The organism is Pseudomonas sp. AC463 (genome assembly GCF_979253585.1).
The window spans coordinates 165,765-182,628 of sequence record NZ_CEEDDZ010000010.1; the positions used below are offsets into that span (position 1 = coordinate 165,765).

The 16,864-nt window shown below is 59.5% G+C and carries 17 protein-coding genes; 13 read left to right on the forward strand and 4 right to left on the reverse strand.

Translation table 11 applies throughout. The features are described 5' to 3' along the window. Positions 1-76: 76 nt before the first annotated feature. Entirely contained in the window at positions 77-1,801 is a 1,725-nt protein-coding gene (locus AC0IYH_RS14855) for an ABC transporter ATP-binding protein/permease (RefSeq protein WP_471834928.1), read from the forward strand. A gap of 207 nt (positions 1,802-2,008) precedes the next feature. On the opposite strand, the gene AC0IYH_RS14860 is transcribed toward AC0IYH_RS14855, so the two are convergent. Next, a complete protein-coding gene (locus AC0IYH_RS14860; protein ID WP_017138275.1) occupies positions 2,009-2,446 on the reverse strand; it encodes a Z-ring associated ZapG family protein in 438 nt (145 codons plus the stop codon). A gap of 147 nt (positions 2,447-2,593) precedes the next feature. On the opposite strand from AC0IYH_RS14860, the gene AC0IYH_RS14865 reads away from it, so the two are divergent. From AC0IYH_RS14865 to zapE, 3 genes are all read left to right on the forward strand, one after another. After that, a complete protein-coding gene (locus AC0IYH_RS14865; RefSeq protein WP_471834976.1) occupies positions 2,594-3,223 on the forward strand; it encodes an alpha/beta hydrolase in 630 nt (209 codons plus the stop codon). A 24-nt stretch (positions 3,224-3,247) separates the two neighbouring features. After that, positions 3,248-4,600, forward strand: a complete 1,353-nt coding sequence (locus AC0IYH_RS14870; protein WP_116629129.1) for a tryptophan--tRNA ligase — start codon at positions 3,248-3,250, stop codon at positions 4,598-4,600. A gap of 79 nt (positions 4,601-4,679) precedes the next feature. Beyond that, positions 4,680-5,774 carry a cell division protein ZapE gene (gene zapE / locus AC0IYH_RS14875; RefSeq protein WP_116629128.1) on the forward strand — a complete coding sequence of 365 codons (1,095 nt, stop codon included), beginning with the start codon at positions 4,680-4,682 and terminating at the stop codon, positions 5,772-5,774. Positions 5,775-5,904: 130 nt separating this feature from the next. Here the strand turns inward: zapE and AC0IYH_RS14880 are convergent, their stop codons facing one another. Next, on the reverse strand, positions 5,905-6,825 hold the full coding sequence (locus AC0IYH_RS14880) for a GlxA family transcriptional regulator (RefSeq protein ID WP_206222710.1): 921 nt from the start codon (positions 6,823-6,825) through the stop codon (positions 5,905-5,907). A 220-nt stretch (positions 6,826-7,045) separates the two neighbouring features. Between AC0IYH_RS14880 and AC0IYH_RS14885 the strand changes: the two genes are divergently transcribed. Next, a complete protein-coding gene (locus AC0IYH_RS14885; protein WP_122773688.1) occupies positions 7,046-8,182 on the forward strand; it encodes an acyl-CoA dehydrogenase family protein in 1,137 nt (378 codons plus the stop codon). 129 nt (positions 8,183-8,311) lie between these two features. On the opposite strand, the gene AC0IYH_RS14890 is transcribed toward AC0IYH_RS14885, so the two are convergent. Beyond that, positions 8,312-9,352 carry an NADP(H)-dependent aldo-keto reductase gene (locus AC0IYH_RS14890; protein WP_017138269.1) on the reverse strand — a complete coding sequence of 347 codons (1,041 nt, stop codon included), beginning with the start codon at positions 9,350-9,352 and terminating at the stop codon, positions 8,312-8,314. Between the two features lie 247 nt (positions 9,353-9,599). Between AC0IYH_RS14890 and rplM the strand changes: the two genes are divergently transcribed. The 8 genes from rplM to AC0IYH_RS14930 all read left to right on the forward strand — a co-directional run bounded on the left by rplM (position 9,600) and on the right by AC0IYH_RS14930 (position 15,403). After that, positions 9,600-10,028 (forward strand): 50S ribosomal protein L13, encoded by a 429-nt coding sequence (rplM, locus tag AC0IYH_RS14895; RefSeq protein WP_003171742.1) that lies wholly within the window; start codon positions 9,600-9,602, stop codon positions 10,026-10,028. Positions 10,029-10,042: 14 nt separating this feature from the next. After that, the gene (rpsI, locus tag AC0IYH_RS14900) at positions 10,043-10,435 is read left to right on the forward strand and encodes a 30S ribosomal protein S9 (RefSeq protein ID WP_003216038.1); all 393 of its coding nucleotides are present in this window, start codon (positions 10,043-10,045) and stop codon (positions 10,433-10,435) included. A gap of 266 nt (positions 10,436-10,701) precedes the next feature. Then, complete coding sequence (petA, locus tag AC0IYH_RS14905) at positions 10,702-11,298, forward strand: ubiquinol-cytochrome c reductase iron-sulfur subunit (protein ID WP_101266502.1); 597 nt, start codon at positions 10,702-10,704, stop codon at positions 11,296-11,298. Then, on the forward strand, positions 11,298-12,509 hold the full coding sequence (locus AC0IYH_RS14910) for a cytochrome b (protein WP_116629124.1): 1,212 nt from the start codon (positions 11,298-11,300) through the stop codon (positions 12,507-12,509). Before petA ends, AC0IYH_RS14910 begins: the two co-directional genes overlap by 1 nt. Continuing rightward, positions 12,509-13,291 carry a cytochrome c1 gene (locus tag AC0IYH_RS14915; protein WP_116629123.1) on the forward strand — a complete coding sequence of 261 codons (783 nt, stop codon included), beginning with the start codon at positions 12,509-12,511 and terminating at the stop codon, positions 13,289-13,291. The genes AC0IYH_RS14910 and AC0IYH_RS14915 overlap by 1 nt, the downstream gene beginning before the upstream one ends. Before the next feature lie 149 nt (positions 13,292-13,440). Then, entirely contained in the window at positions 13,441-14,058 is a 618-nt protein-coding gene (locus tag AC0IYH_RS14920; RefSeq protein WP_005784778.1) for a glutathione S-transferase N-terminal domain-containing protein, read from the forward strand. Positions 14,059-14,075: 17 nt separating this feature from the next. Beyond that, positions 14,076-14,495, forward strand: coding sequence for a ClpXP protease specificity-enhancing factor (locus tag AC0IYH_RS14925; RefSeq protein WP_116629122.1), 420 nt, complete (start codon positions 14,076-14,078; stop codon positions 14,493-14,495). 158 nt (positions 14,496-14,653) lie between these two features. Next, positions 14,654-15,403, forward strand: coding sequence for a FadR/GntR family transcriptional regulator (locus tag AC0IYH_RS14930; protein ID WP_116629121.1), 750 nt, complete (start codon positions 14,654-14,656; stop codon positions 15,401-15,403). 116 nt (positions 15,404-15,519) lie between these two features. Here the strand turns inward: AC0IYH_RS14930 and AC0IYH_RS14935 are convergent, their stop codons facing one another. Further along, entirely contained in the window at positions 15,520-16,677 is a 1,158-nt protein-coding gene (locus AC0IYH_RS14935; RefSeq protein ID WP_471834937.1) for a phospholipase, read from the reverse strand. Between the last annotated feature and the right edge of the window lie 187 nt (positions 16,678-16,864).

Consider the following 16,864-nt stretch of genomic DNA (forward strand, 5'->3'; position numbering starts at 1 on the left):
AGGCCGCACGGAGCGCTGAACCGATCGTCTATGATCGGTTCAAACGCCTGTCACATTTTCTTACAGAGCCTGAACGATGAATCAGAACGCTGAGTACTCCGCGGTCAATGATGCGGTGCGTGGGCAATTCTTTCGCCGCACCTGGGCGATGATCACGCCCTATTGGCGCAGTGAAGAGAAGGGCAAGGCCTGGCTGCTGCTGGCGGCGGTGATCGCGCTGTCGCTGTTCAGCGTGGCGATTTCGGTGTGGATCAACCACTGGTACAAAGACTTCTACAACGCCCTGGAAAAGAAGGACACGGCCGCCTTCTGGCAACTGATCGGCTATTTCGGCGGGATCGCCGCCGTGGCGATCCTGGGCGCGGTGTACCGTCTGTACCTGACCCAGATGCTGACCATCCGCTGGCGCGCCTGGCTCACCGAGAAGCACTTCGCGCGCTGGCTCGCGCACAAGAACTACTACCAGCTGGAGCAGGGCGGCTACACCGATAACCCGGACCAGCGCATTTCCGAAGACCTCAACAACTTCACCTCCAGCACCTTGAGCCTCGGCCTGGGGTTGCTGCGCAACGTGGTCAGCCTGGTGTCGTTCTCGATCATCCTGTGGGGCGTGTCGGGCAGCATAGAAGTGTTCGGCATCACCATCCCCGGCTACATGTTCTGGTGCGCATTGCTGTATGCGGCGGTGGGCAGTTGGCTGACGCACCTGATCGGCCGTCGCCTGATCGGGCTCAGCAACCGACAACAACGTTTTGAAGCAGACCTGCGTTTCTCCATGGTGCGCGTGCGCGAGAACGCCGAGAGCATCGCCCTGTACAACGGCGAGCCGAATGAGAACCAGCGCCTCAGCGCACGCTTCGCCAAGGTCTGGCACAACTTTTGGGACATCATGAAAGTGTCCAAACGCCTGACCTTCTTTACCGCCGGCTACAGCCAGATCGCAATCATCTTCCCGTTTATCGTCGCAGCGCCGCGTTACTTCACCGGCAAGATCGAGCTGGGCGAGCTGATGCAAATCAACTCGGCGTTCGGCAACGTACAAGAGAACTTCAGCTGGTTTATCGACGCGTACTCGGAGCTGGCGTCGTGGCGGGCCACCAGTGATCGTCTGCTGAGCTTCCACCAGGCCATGAGCGAGAACGAACAGCGCCCACCGGCGATTGATGTGCGCGCCGAAGGCGAACGCCTGGTGGTGCAGAACCTGGGCATGGACCTGGCCGACGGCCGCCACTTGCTCACCGATGCCGACATGACAGTTGAGCCGGGCCAGCGCCTGATGCTCAGCGGCCGTTCCGGCAGCGGCAAGTCGACCTTGCTGCGTGCCATGGGCCACCTGTGGCCGACGGGGCATGGCAACATCCGCCTGCCGGCCGCGCGATACCTGTTCCTGCCGCAGAAGCCTTACCTGCCGATTGGCACGTTGAAGGCGGTGTTGAGTTATCCACAGGACGACAGCGTTTACTCACCGGAACGTTATGCACAGGTCCTGGAAACCTGCCGCCTGCCGCATCTGGTCGCGCGCCTGGACGAGGCCAACCACTGGCAGCGCATGCTCTCGCCCGGTGAGCAACAGCGCCTGGCGTTCGCCCGCGCGTTGTTGTTCGCGCCGCAATGGCTGTACATGGACGAAGCCACTTCGGCGATGGATGAAGAGGACGAGGCGACGTTGTACCAGGCGTTGATCGATGAGTTGCCGGGGTTGAGCATTGTCAGTGTCGGGCACCGCAGCAGCCTCAAGCGCTTCCATGGGCGGCATGTGCGGATTGAGGGTGGGCTGTTGCAGGAACAACCCGTGGCCTAAGGCCTGACTCGATCAATGTGGGAGGGGGCTTGCCCCCGATAGCGGTCTGTCAGTTAAAGATATGTTCACTGACCCACTGCCATCGGGGGCAAGTCGAATCGTCGCACCGCCCCTCCCACATTTGACCTCATTGTTCCGGCTAGTGAGCACGCACAAAAAAGCCCGGCTGATCATCGATCAGCCGGGCTTTTTGTGCTTGAAGAGAACTTACTTCTTCAAGCCGTAATGCTCATCCAGCATGCCCGGGGCGTTCGGCGTTTTTGGCGCGTAGTCCCGTGGCGGCTCCTGGTTTTCCCGGGGTGGGGTCAGGCGCTCGCGTGGAGCTTGCGGTGCATCGGAATGCAGCGCGGCCAGCAGACGCTGGCGGGTAATGTCGTCGAGGGCCAGGCGGTTAGCGCCATCGGCGAGATGATCCTGTACTTCCTGGTAGCTCTGGGTGAGCTTCTTGACCAGGGTCGCGGTGCTGTTGAAGTGGGTAACAACCTCGTTCTGATAACTGTCAAAACGTTCCTGAATGTCATCCAACTGACGCTGCGTGCGGTTAGGCGCGGCATTCGGCAGCAAGCGAGCAACCAGGAAACCAATGGCGACACCGGCAACCAGGGCAAGAGTCGGCAACAACCAAACTAAGAGCGAGTGTTCCACGAGTCCTTCCTCTATAAACGGCTTTGCTTTACGTTAACGGCTCGGACCTGCGCTGTATACCGCGATTAAGCTCGCAATGATGCCATGCACAGACTTTTAGCTAGACGAGTCGACCCTTTGAGAGGTCACGGAGTTCATTCCTTGCTCATGCGTGAAACCCCCGTTTTGATCGATGGCCCGGTGGGCCAATTGGAAGCCTTGTACCTGGATCACCCCGAGCCACGTGGCCTGGCGCTGATCTGCCACCCTAACCCGGTGCAGGGCGGGACCATGCTCAATAAAGTCGTTTCGACCCTGCAACGCACCGCCCGCGATGCCGGTTTGATTACTTTGCGTTTCAATTACCGTGGCGTCGGCGCAAGTGCCGGCATTCACGACATGGCCACCGGTGAAGTGGACGATGCCGAAGCGGCCGCCACCTGGCTGCGGGAAAAACACCCCGACCTGCCGATCACCCTGCTCGGGTTTTCGTTCGGTGGTTATGTTGCAGCCAGTCTCGGCGGCCGCCTGGAAGCCAAAGGTGAAAAGCTCGCGCACCTGTTCATGGTCGCCGCCGCCGTGATGCGCCTGCGTGACACGGATGTGCTGCCGCAGGGCTGCCCGCTGACCCTGATTCAGCCGGAAACCGACGAAGTGGTCGACCCGCAAGTTGTCTACGACTGGTCCGCCGCCCTGAATCGCCCCCATGAGCTGCTGAAAGTGGCAGAATGCGGGCACTTTTTTCACGGCAAGCTCACCGATCTCAAGGATCTGGTGCTGCCGCGACTCTCGAATTGATAGCAGTCTGATAAGCGATTACCCATGACGACTCGTACCCGTATCCTCACCGGCATCACCACCACCGGCACGCCGCACCTGGGCAACTACGCCGGTGCGATCCGCCCGGCAATCCTCGCCAGCCAGGATGCCAATGCCGACTCCTTCTACTTCCTGGCCGACTACCACGCCCTGATCAAATGCGATGACCCGCAGCGCATCCAGCGCTCGCGTATGGAAATCGCCGCGACCTGGCTGGCCGGTGGCCTGGATGTGAACCGCGTGACGTTTTATCGCCAGTCGGACATCCCGGAAATTCCCGAGCTGACCTGGCTGCTGACCTGCGTGGCGGCCAAGGGCCTGCTCAACCGCGCCCACGCCTACAAGGCCTCGGTGGACAAGAATGTCGAAGCCGGCGAAGACCCGGACGCGGGCATCACCATGGGCCTGTACAGCTATCCGGTGCTGATGGCGGCGGACATCCTGATGTTCAACGCGCACAAGGTGCCGGTCGGTCGCGACCAGATCCAGCACGTGGAAATGGCCCGTGATATCGGCCAGCGTTTCAACCACCTGTTCGGCAACGGTAAAGAATTCTTCACCATGCCTGAAGCGCTGATCGAAGAAAGCGTCGCCACCTTGCCGGGCCTGGACGGCCGCAAGATGTCCAAGAGCTACGACAACACCATCCCGTTGTTCACCAGCGCCAAGGACATGAAAGACGCGATCTCGCGGATCGTCACCGATTCCCGCGAGCCAGGCGTTGCCAAGGACCCGGACAACTCGCACCTGTTCACCCTGTACCAGGCGTTTGCCAGCAAGGCTCAGGAACAAGAGTTCCGCGCCGAACTGCTGCAAGGTTTGGGTTGGGGCGAGGCGAAGAACCGTCTGTTCCAACTGCTCGACGGCCAACTGGGCGAGGCGCGCGAGCGTTATCACCAACTGATGTCGCGCCCTTCGGACATGGAAGATCTGCTGCTGGTCGGCGCCAAGAAGGCCCGCGCCGTGGCGGCACCCTTCCTGGCTGAACTGCGTGAAGCGGTTGGCCTGCGTTCGTTCGTCAACCAGGCTGCGGCGCCGGTCGCTACCAAGAAGAAAGCTGCGAAAGCCGCGCGCTTTGTGAGCTTCCGCGAAGACGACAGCTTCCGCTTCCGCCTGTTGGCCGCCGACGGCGAGCAACTGCTGCTGTCGCGTAACTTTGCCGACGGTAAAGCCGCTGGCGCGGTGACCAAGCAACTGCAAAGCGGCGTGATGCTCGACGTGCGCCCTGAGGCCCTGGGCTTCAGCGTGTGGCTGGACGGCGCGGCAGTCGCCGACAGCGCCGAGTTCGCCGACGCGGCCTCCCGCGATGCGGCTATCGCCGCGCTGCGCATCGCGTTGACCCCAACCGAGGATTAACCCGACCAAGGGTTGATTGCCATTATCCGGGGCCGTCGTTACAGTGACGGCCCGTTTTTGTTGCCTTGCTAACGAAATTATGACGCCCCTAGAACGATATCAAGCTGATCTGAAACGCCCTGAATTCTTCCATGACGCGGCCCAGGAAACGGCGGTGCGTCATTTGCAGCGCCTGTACGACGACCTGGTCGCAGCCTCGCAGAGCAAGCCAGGGATGTTCAGCAAGCTGTTTGGCAAGAAAGACCACACGCCGGTCAAGGGCCTGTACTTCTGGGGCGGCGTCGGCCGTGGCAAAACCTACCTGGTAGACACCTTCTTCGAAGCGCTGCCGTTCAAGGAAAAGGTTCGCACTCACTTCCACCGCTTCATGAAGCGCGTGCACGAAGAGATGAAAACCCTGCCGGGCGAGAAAAACCCGCTGACCATCATCGCCAAGCGTTTCTCCGATGAAGCGCGGGTGATCTGCTTCGATGAATTCTTCGTCTCCGACATCACCGACGCCATGATCCTCGGCACCCTGATGGAAGAGCTGTTCAAGAATGGCGTGACCCTGGTAGCCACCTCGAACATCGTGCCCGACGGCCTCTACAAGGACGGCCTGCAACGCGCGCGTTTCCTGCCGGCCATCGCGCTGATCAAGCAGAACACCGAAATCGTCAACGTCGACAGCGGCGTCGACTACCGCCTGCGTCACCTTGAGCAAGCAGAGCTGTTCCACTTCCCGCTGAACGAAGCCGCCCACGAAAGCCTGAAGAAAAGCTTCCGCGCGCTGACGCCGGAATGCACCCAGGCGGTGGAAAACGACAAGCTGATGATCGAGAACCGCGAAATCGTCGCGCTGCGTACTTGCGATGACGTGGCCTGGTTCGACTTCCGCGCCCTGTGCGACGGCCCGCGCAGCCAGAACGACTACATCGAACTGGGCAAGATCTTCCACGCGGTGATCCTCAGCGGCGTGGAGCAGATGGGCGTCACCACCGACGACATCGCGCGCCGTTTCATCAACATGGTCGACGAGTTCTACGACCGCAACGTGAAGCTGATCATCTCGGCTGAGGTTGAACTCAAGGACCTCTACACCGGTGGGCGTTTGAACTTCGAGTTCCAGCGCACCCTGAGCCGTTTGCTCGAGATGCAGTCCCATGAATTCCTGTCGCGCGGGCACAAGCCGTAAGAACACTGCGGATCAAAATGTGGGAGGGGGCTTGCCCCCGATAGCTGAGTGTCAGTCACTGAAGATGTTGACTGACACACCGCCATCGGGGGCAAGCCCCCTCCCACATTTGCTTTGTGTACATCCTTATTTAAGCGGCCTGCTGAAACTGCTGCCGGTACTGGTTCGGTGACAACTCAGTGTGCTGCCTGAACAACCGCGCAAAGAAACTCGCATCGTCGTAACCCACCTCATAACTGATGGTCTTGATGCTCTTGCGGCTGCCCGAGAGCAATCCTTTTGCTGTCTCGATCCGCAGCCGTTGCAGGTAATGCAGCGGCTTGTCGCCGGTGGCAGTCTGGAAGCGGCGCATGAAGTTGCGAATGCTCATGCCGTGTTCGCGGGCGACATCTTCAAAGCGGAACTTGTCGGCGAAGTGCTCTTCGAGCCAATGCTGGATCTGCAGGATGATCACGTCCTGGTGCAGCTTCTGCCCACCAAAACCAATGCGCCCCGGTGAATAGCTGCGCTGCACTTCATACAGAATGTCGCGGGCCACGGCCTGGGCGATGTTGGCGCCGCAGAAGCGTTCGATCAGGTAGATATACAGGTCGCACGCCGAGGTGGTGCCGCCGGCGCAATACAGGTTGTCGGCGTCGGTGAGGTGCTTGTCCTGGTTGAGCTGCACGTTGGGGAAGCGTTCGCTGAAGGCATTGAAGAAGCGCCAGTAGGTGGTCGCCTCCTTGCCATCCAGCAGCCCGGCTTCGGCCAGCCAGAACACGCCGGTGGCTTCGCCGCAGAGCACGGCGCCGCGTGCGTGTTGTTCGCGCAGCCAGGGCAGCACTTGCGGGTAACGCGTGCACAGGGCGTCGAAGTCATCCCAGAAGGCCGGGAGCACGATGATGTCGGCGTCTTCGAGGCCGCCGTCCACCGGCATGATCACATCACTGAAGCTGCGCACCGATTGCCCGTCAGGGCTGACCAGGCGCGTTTCGAATGCCGGGGTCAGGCCCAGGCCTTGCTGTTTGCCGTAACGCAGGCTGGCGAGGTGGAAGAAATCCTTGGCTTGCATGAGGGTTGAAGCGAATACCCGATCAATGGCCAAAATGCTGACGCGCCGCAACGGCGTGGAGATTTGGTTAGACATAATTTCATTTATTCTTATAGGGGAAAGTGGTCACCAGACGGCTGGATCGTCTTATTTTTTGTCGCATGTGTCCAGTGTCCCGTGACGTCTTCGCGGCATAGGCTCTGTGGGCTGGTTTTTGTCCGACAATCCACGCAGGTGAGCCATGATCCCCAGAACCTTGTTCAGCCCCGAGCACGAACTCTTTCGCGACAGCGTGCGCACCTTTCTCGAGAAAGACGCCGCGCCGTTCCACGCGCAATGGGAGAAGCAGGGCTATATCGACCGTGGCCTGTGGAGCAAGGCGGGGGAGGCGGGGATGTTGTGCTCTCACCTGCCGGAGGAATACGGCGGCCTGGGCGCAGACTTTTTATACAGCGCGGTGGTGATCGAGGAGATCAGCCGGCTGGGCCTCACCGGCATCGGTTTTTCGCTGCATTCGGACATTGTTGCGCCGTATATCCTGCATTACGGCAGTGAGGCGCTGAAGCACAAATACCTGCCCAGGTTGATCTCCGGCGAGATGGTCACGGCCATCGCCATGACCGAGCCGGGGGCCGGGTCCGACCTGCAAGGGGTCAAGACCACCGCCGTGCTGGAAGGCGATGAGTATGTGATCAATGGCTCCAAGACGTTTATCACCAACGGCTATCTGGCCGAGCTGGTGATCGTGGTCGCGAAGACCGACCCCAAGGCCGGCGCCAAGGGCACCAGCCTGTTTCTGGTGGAAGCCGACACGCCGGGCTTCGCCAAGGGCAAGCGCCTGGAGAAGGTAGGCATGAAGGCCCAGGACACCTCGGAGCTGTTCTTCCAGGATGTGCGTGTGCCCAAGGACAACTTGCTGGGCCAAGCGGGCATGGGTTTCGCCTACCTGATGCAGGAGTTGCCCCAGGAGCGGCTGACGGTTGCGATTGGCGCGATATCGTCGGCCGAGGCGGCGCTGCAATGGACCCTCGACTACACCCGCGAGCGCAAGGCGTTCGGCAAGGCAATCGCCGATTTTCAGAACACTCGCTTCAAGCTGGCGGAGATGGCCACCGAGATTCAGATCGGTCGGGTGTTCGTCGACCAGTGCATGGCGTTGCACCTGGAGGGCAAGCTGGACGTGCCCACGGCGGCGATGGCCAAGTATTGGGCCACGGACCTGCAATGCAAGGTGCTCGACGAGTGCGTGCAGCTGCACGGCGGTTACGGCTTTATGTGGGAATACCCGATTGCGCGGGCCTGGGCGGATGCGCGGGTGCAGCGGATTTACGCAGGGACCAACGAGATCATGAAGGAGATTATTGCGCGGGCGCTTTGAGTGTGTGGTGCTGCTGAGGGCCTCACCGGGGGCAAGCCCCCTCCCACATTTGAAGGTATTCACAAATCAAAGTGTGGGAGGGGCGGTGCGACGATTCGACTTGCCCCCCGATAGCGGCCTACAGGTCAATCAAGGCGCCGGATTCGGATGATCCTTCTGAATCGCCTCAATCCCCTCCAGCACTTCCTTGGACAGCTTCAGATCAGCACTGGCAATGTTGCTATCCAGCTGCTCAAGCGACGTGGCGCCAATGATATTGCTGGTCACAAACGGCTGCTGCGTCACGAACGCCAACGCCATCTGCGCCGGGTCCAGGCCATGCTCGCGCGCCAGCGCCACATACCGGCTGCACGCCGCTTCCGACTGCGGGTTGAAGTAGCGGCTGAAGCGGCTGTATTCGGTCAGGCGTGCCTTGGCCGGGCGTGCGCCATTTTCGTATTTGCCACTGAGCATGCCGAACGCCAGCGGCGAGTAGGCCAGCAGGCCGCATTGTTCACGAATCGCGACTTCTGCCAGGCCGACTTCAAAGCTGCGGTTGAGCAGGTTGTAGGGGTTCTGGATCGACACCGCGCGGGTCCAGCCACGGGCTTCGGCCAGGGCAAGGAATTTCATGGTGCCCCACGGGGTTTCGTTGGACAGGCCGATGTGGCGGATCTTGCCGGCCTTGACCTGTTCGTCCAGCGCTTCGAGGGTTTCCTCCAGCGGGGTGAGGTCGTCTTCGTCCTTGTGCTTGTAGCTCAGTTGGCCGAAGAAATTAGTGCTGCGTTCCGGCCAGTGCAACTGGTAGAGGTCGATCCAGTCGGTTTGCAGGCGCTTGAGGCTGGCATCCAGGGCATCGACGATGTGCTTGCGGTTGTGGCGCAGGTGGCCATCGCGGATGTAGTCGATGGTGTTGCCGGGGCCGGCGATCTTGCTGGCGAGGATCCAGTCGGCACGGTCGCCGCGGCTTTTGAAGTAATTGCCGATGTAGCGTTCGGTGGTGGCGTAGGTGTCGGCCTTGGGCGGCACCGGGTACATTTCGGCCGTATCGAGGAAGTTGATCCCCGCGGCCTTGGCCCGCTCGATCTGTGCGAAGGCCTCTGCCTCGCTGTTCTGCTCGCCCCAGGTCATGGTGCCCAAGGCTATCGCGCTCACGTTCAGATCCGTACGGCCCAGCTGTCGATAATCCATCGGGTACTCCTTCGGGAAAACAATCATAAAAGCAGGTTGAAATTTTTTTCGCAATCTGCATAATTGCCCACCTCTTTCTGCAGTGGAAGTGATGCGCCGCCTGCCGAAGAATCTTGCCGTTGAACGGACGCGCCGACCCGAGCCCCCGATAGCGTCTGTATCCGGCTGCCTTTGACTTGTCAAAGTACGCACTATTCAGTAAGATCCGCCGTCTAATTTACAGGGCGGCCCCTGAGGCTATTAAAGAATGACAACTTTTACTGCAAAACCGGAAACAGTTCAGCGCGACTGGTTTGTCGTCGACGCCGCTGGTCAGACCCTGGGTCGTCTGGCCACTGAAGTCGCCAGCCGTCTGCGTGGCAAGCACAAGCCTGAGTACACCCCTCACGTTGACACCGGTGACTACATCGTGATCATCAACGCTGAGCAGGTACGTGTTACCGGCAACAAAGCGCAAGACAAAATGTACTACCGTCACTCCGGTTTCCCAGGCGGTATCAAGTCTTCGAACTTCGAAGGCCTGATCTCCAAGAAGCCTGAAGCCCCGATCGAAATCGCGGTCAAAGGTATGCTGCCTAAGGGCCCACTGGGTCGCGATATGTTTCGCAAGCTGAAAGTCTATGCGGGCGCTGTACACCCTCATGCTGCTCAGCAGCCCCAAGAACTGAAGTTTTAACGGAATAGTTCATTATGTCGGCGACTCAAAATTACGGCACTGGCCGTCGCAAAACCGCTACCGCTCGCGTTTTCCTGCGTCCGGGTACTGGTAACATCTCGATCAACAACCGCACTCTGGAAAACTTCTTCGGTCGCGAAACTGCCCGCATGGTAGTTCGTCAGCCGCTGGAACTGACCGAGACAGTTGAAAAGTTCGACATCTACGTCACCGTTATCGGTGGCGGTGTAAGTGGTCAAGCTGGCGCAATCCGCCACGGTATCACTCGCGCTCTGATGCAGTACGACGAAACCCTGCGTGGCGCTCTGCGCAAAGCTGGCTTCGTTACTCGCGATGCTCGTGAAGTTGAACGTAAGAAAGTCGGTCTGCGTAAAGCGCGTAAGCGTCCGCAGTACTCGAAGCGTTAATTCGCTTTACGTTCCACAAAAACGCCCAGCCTCCTCACGGAGCTGGGCGTTTTTTATTGCCTGCGATTTATGCAAAAAAACGCCGTGACAACTTGCCACATCCGTAGACCCCCTATACTACAAGGCCTGGAGGCGGAGGCCCGGGCAATTCCCTTGTCATACGTGGGGCTTTTCATTACCATCCGACAAAATTTTTATAAGTAAAAGATTCAACACTTAGTAGACGCCTGATTTAACAGGCCAAAAAGCTGATGGGAGAGGACTGAATGAGCAATGACGGCGTGAATGCAGGCCGGCGTCGCTTCTTGGTAGCAGCCACATCCGTGGTGGGTGCTGCAGGAGCGGTGGGGGCTGCGGTCCCGTTCGTGGGGTCATGGTTTCCCAGTGCCAAGGCGAAAGCCGCAGGTGCACCGGTGAAGGTGAATATCAGCAAGATCGAGCCAGGCCAGCAGATGATTGCTGAGTGGCGCGGACAGCCGGTTTTCATTGTTCGCCGTACCGAGGAAATCCTGGGGAATCTGAAGAAAATCGAAGGTCAACTGTCTGACCCCGACTCGAAGAATTCCGACCAACCCGCCTACGTCGATAAGGAAGTTCGCTCGATCAAGCCAGAGATTCTGCTGCTGATCGGTATCTGCACCCACCTGGGCTGCTCGCCCACCTTCCGCCCGGAAGTGGCTCCTGCCGACCTTGGCAAGGACTGGGTCGGTGGCTATTTCTGCCCTTGCCACGGTTCGCACTACGACCTGGCCGGCCGCGTCTACAAGTCTCAGCCCGCACCCTTGAACCTGCCGGTTCCGCCGCATCAATACGAGACTGACAGTATCGTGATTATCGGTGTCGACCAGGGGGAGAAAGCCTGATGAGCAAGTTCATGGATTGGGTGGATGCGCGCTTCCCCGCCACCAAAATGTGGGAAGACCATCTCAGCAAATATTACGCACCAAAAAACTTCAACTTTTTCTACTTCTTCGGCTCGCTGGCCCTGTTGGTGCTGGTCAATCAGATCGTCACCGGCGTGTGGCTGACGATGAGCTATACGCCGTCGGCGGAAGAGGCGTTCGCCTCCGTCGAGTACATCATGCGTGACGTCGAGTACGGCTCGATCCTGCGCCTGCTGCACTCCACCGGCGCGTCGGCGTTCTTTATCGTCGTCTATATGCACATGTTCCGTGGCCTGCTTTACGGCTCGTACCAGAAGCCGCGCGAGCTGGTGTGGGTGTTCGGCATGTTGATCTACCTGGCACTGATGGCCGAGGCCTTCATGGGCTATCTGCTGCCATGGGGCCAGATGTCGTACTGGGGCGCCCAGGTGATCATCTCGCTGTTTGGTGCGATCCCGGTGATCGGCAACGACCTGACGCAGTGGATCCGTGGTGACTACCTGATTTCCGGCATCACCCTGAACCGCTTCTTCGCCTTGCACGTCGTCGCGCTGCCGATCGTGATCCTGGGCCTGGTGGTGCTGCATATCCTGGCGCTGCACGAAGTGGGTTCCAACAACCCGGATGGCGTAGATATCAAGAAGCACAAGGACGAGAACGGCATCCCGCTGGATGGCATTCCGTTCCACCCGTACTACACCGTGAAGGACATTGTCGGCGTGGTCGTGTTCCTGTTCGTGTTCTGCTCGATCGTGTTCTTTTTCCCGGAGATGGGTGGGTATTTCCTGGAGAAGCCTAACTTCGAGCAGGCCAACGCCTTCAAGACACCTGAGCACATTGCACCGGTTTGGTACTTCACGCCGTTCTACGCGATCTTGCGGGCGATTCCCGACAAGCTCATGGGCGTAATCGCCATGGGCGCGGCCATCGCGGTGCTGTTCGTGTTGCCCTGGCTCGACCGTAGCCCGGTCAAGTCCATGCGCTACAAGGGCTGGCTGAGCAAGATCTGGCTGTGGGTGTTCTGCATTTCGTTCGTGATCCTGGGCGTGTTGGGCGTATTGGCGCCAACCCCCGAGCGTACGTTGCTGTCGCAGGTCTGCACCTTCCTGTACTTCGCCTACTTCATTCTGATGCCGTTCTATACCCGGCTCGAGAAGACCAAACCGGTTCCGGATAGGGTGACTGGCTGATGAAAAAATTATTCGTTGCATTGATGCTTGCGGCGCTGCCGCTACTGTCCTTCGCTGCCGAGCACGGCGGCCCGGAGCTGGAAAAAGTCGATATCGACGTGTCCGACAAGGCCGCCATGCAGGACGGTCTGCGGACCTTCACCAACTACTGCATGGGCTGCCACAGCGCCAAGTTCCAGCGTTACGAGCGGGTGGCCGACGACTTGGGTATCCCGCATGAGGTGATGCTCAGCCATTCGGTGTTCACCGGTGCGAAAATCGGCGACCACATGAGCATCGGCATGCAGCCCGCCGACGCCAAGACCTGGTTCGGCGCGGCGCCGCCCGACCTGACGCTGGTGGCCCGTGTACGCGGTACCGATTGGCTCTACGGTTACCTCAAGTCCTTTTACGAAGACCCGGCGCGCCCGTACGGCGTGAACAACAAAGTCTTCCCGAACGTCGGCATGCCTAACGTTCTGGTCGGCCTGCAGGGTCGCCAAGTGGTAGGATGCAAGCAGGTTCAGGTCGTTGAAGACGGCAAGAAGCAATATGATCCGTTGACCGGCACGCCGCTCACCCATGAAGCGTGTGATCAACTGACCATCGTGCCCAAGACCGGTACGCTGAATGAAGAGCAGTTCGACGAGAAGGTAAAAAATCTCGTGACCTTCCTGGCCTACTCGGCCAACCCGGTCAAATTGCAGCACCAGCGCATCGGTACATACGTCTTGCTTTACCTGGCTTTCTTCTTCGTATTCGCCTATCTGCTCAAACGCGAATACTGGAAGGATGTGCATTGATCCAACCGTAAGCAATTGCTGTTAATCTTGCGCGCCCAGCGGCATCTCTGAATACGTAGCGGTCTGGTTGTACCAGGCACTACAGGGATGCTCTCTGGGCGCGCTCGTTTTTGAGCTTTCGATAATTTCAACAAGCGAGGAGGACCGCCATGGGCGTGACCAATCGGTTGGCCTGTTACTCCGACCCCGCCGACCACTATTCCCACCGAGTACGCATCGTGCTCGCAGAGAAGGGTGTCAGCGCCGAGATCATCAGTGTGGAGGCGGGCCGTCATCCGCCGAAGCTGATCGAAGTGAACCCTTACGGCAGCTTGCCCACCCTGGTCGATCGTGACCTGGCGTTGTGGGAGTCAACCGTGGTGATGGAATACCTGGATGAGCGTTACCCTCATCCGCCTTTGCTGCCGGTGTACCCGGTGGCGCGTGCCAACAGCCGCCTGCTGATCCATCGGATCCAGCGTGACTGGTGCGGGCTGGTGGATGTGATTCTGGATTCACGCAGCAAAGAAGCCGCTCGGGTGCAGGCACGCAAGGAATTGCGTGAGAGCCTGACCGGTGTTTCGCCGCTGTTCGCCGACAAGCCTTTTTTCCTCAGCGAGGAACAAAGCCTGGTGGATTGCTGCCTATTGCCCATACTCTGGCGTTTGCCGATTTTGGGTATTGAACTGCCGCGGCCTGCCAAGCCGCTGCTTGATTACATGGAGCGCCAGTTTGCGCGTGAGGCTTTCCAGGCGAGTCTGTCTGGTGTCGAACGCGATATGCGCTAAGGCTTAAGGAGCCGCTGATGAACTCCAGTCGACCCTATTTGGTTCGCGCGCTCTATGAGTGGATTGTGGACAACGATTGCACCCCGCACATGCTGGTCAATTCCGAGTTTCCCAAGGTTGATGTACCGCAGGGTTTCGCCAGCGATGGCCAGATCGTGCTGAACGTATCGCCGAGCGCCGTGCGCCACCTGCACATGGACAATGAAGCGGTCAGCTTCGAAGGGCGTTTCGGCGGTGTGCCACATACGCTGTTCGTGCCGATCGGTGCCATCCTCGGGATCTATGCCCGGGAAAATGGCCAGGGCATGGTGTTTGATCTGGAGTCGCCTTTCGAGGACGACGAAGCGATCGAAGGCGAAGACGGCGACGATCTGCCGCCGCCGGATGCCGAGCCGCCGCGCCCAAGCGGTCGGCCAAGCCTGAAAGTGGTGAAATAAGCGGCTTTCACCTTCGGGTGAGCTGTAAAGATGCCTCGGCCTGTGCCGGGGCATTTTTTTGCGCGCAGGATATAAATGAAAGTCGTGATAGAACGGTGATCGTACAACCGCCATGGGCTATCATGCGTCCTCAAGTTCACCGAGAAAGATGATCCATCATGGAAAACGCCAACACCGCCCCTCGTCTTCCCCGCAAGCGCCGCAGCCTTGCCCAGGAACTGGTCACGGTGTTGTCCGAGCAGATCCGCGACGGCCAACTCAAGCGTGGCGACAAGCTGCCCACCGAGTCGGCGATCATGGATGCCCATGGGGTCAGCCGCACGGTGGTGCGTGAAGCCATTTCACGTTTGCAGGCGGCCGGGCAGGTAGAAACCCGCCACGGTATCGGCACGTTCGTATTGGACACGCCAAGCCCCAGCGGCTTTCGCATCGACCCGGCCACGGTGGTGACCCTGCGTGATGTGCTGGCGATTCTGGAGCTGCGTATCAGCCTGGAAGTGGAGTCCGCCGGCCTGGCTGCCTTGCGTCGCAGTGATGAACAACTGGCGGCCATGCGCGCGGCACTCGATGCGCTGAATGAGAGCGCCGCGCACGCCGGCGACGCGGTGGCATCGGACTTTGCCTTCCACTTGGAAATCGCGCTGTCCACCGGCAACCGCTACTTCACCGACATCATGACCCATCTGGGTACCAGCATCATCCCGCGTACCCGCCTGAATTCGGCGCGCCTGGCTCATGACGACCAGCAGCATTACATGAGCCGCCTGAGCCGCGAACACGAAGAGATTTATGAGGCAATTGCCCGCAAGGATTCCGACGCGGCGCGAGCGGCCATGCGCCTGCACCTGACCAACAGCCGTGAGCGGCTGCGCCATGCCCATGAAGAAGCAGAAGCACAGCGCGGCTAAAAGCTAAGCGGATTGAGTGTGGGAGGGGGCTTGCCCCCGATAGCAAATTTCATTCAGCAGGAGTGTTGACTGACACACTGCTATCGGGAGCAAGCCCCTCCCACATTTGACCTTCGTTAATTGGCAGGCTGATTCGGCTTGTAGTCCTTGAGCAACAGGTAAGTACTCCAGCCCCACCAATCATTAGTCCAGTGCCTGTCGTTCAGGTCATTCACATCCTTGCGGCGCAACACCTTGTCACCCTCCACCTTGAACAGCGGCGAGAAGTTATTCGCCGGGTTCTGTGCGGCGTTCAGGTCCGGCACATACAGCGCAGCCTTGAAGCCGGCCGGGGAGGGCGCCACGCCGCTGATGAAAGTCTCGAAAATCTCATCGGCCGAGGCCTGCACGGCGCGTTTGACCATGGCGCGGTTGGCGGCGTCGATGCTGTCGAAATAGCGCTTGTCCCCATACGCATGCCACTGCTCCCCCATGGCGTTGCGTACCTTGAGCCCGAACTTGCTGTCTTCATCGTGCATGAAGCGACTGATCAGCGAGCCCAATTCCCCTGGCGTTACCACCGCCGCCAGTTGCTTGCGCGGCACGCGCAGGTGGCCGGCGGAAAACAGGTCGGTCAAAAAGTGATCAGCAAAGCTGTTCATCGCATACGCCAGTTCCAGGGCCTGGTCGGTGCCGGTCTGATGCGCCACCACCGCCTGTTGCAGCGCCGCCGTATGGCCTGCCAGGTAGGCCGACAGCGCCCACTCGCCGAAGTGGTCGGCGTTGTCCGCGGCCAGCTTTAAATAGCGCCCCAGTGGGATCAGCGCCGAGACCGCACTGCCACCGCCGGTAATGCGGTTCCATTCCTCTGACAGGCTATCGCCCAGGGCGTCGTAGGCTTCATGGGCCTGCTTGCCGTCCTTTATGGCCTGGTTGACCGCGTTGATCTCCTTTTGCATCACCGCGAGGATCTTGTGCGCTTCCTCCCGCGAGGCGGGCAGTACCGCCAGCGAGTTGAAGGCGGCGTTGAAACGTTGCACGCGCTCGGCAGGGGAGGTGCCGTCGCTGATGGGTTTGCCTGGAATGCCATAGAAATCACCACCCAGGGCGATCACTTGGCCGTAGGTGAGTGCCAGCCCATTGGGCAGGTGCAATTCGACTTGTCGCGCGGGAATCGCGGCTGCGTCCTTGGCAAAACGCAACAGGGTGTCGTCGCCGATGGCGGTGTGCTCGCCGCCTTCGAAGCGCAGGGTTGGCGGTTTTCTTTCGGGTGCTGCGAGTTCAATACCGGACATGTTAGCTCCTTGCTATGCCGTAGGAATCTTCCTTAATAACTGTATGCATATACAGATATTTCGAGCATAGAGGAATAATTTCCTACGTCAAGAACGCCGCTCCTGACACGTTCCCGGCCTGCAAGTGCACAACCGCGATGAATTGCAGTTGACGAAATTATTTATAGTTGTACGATGACGTACGACA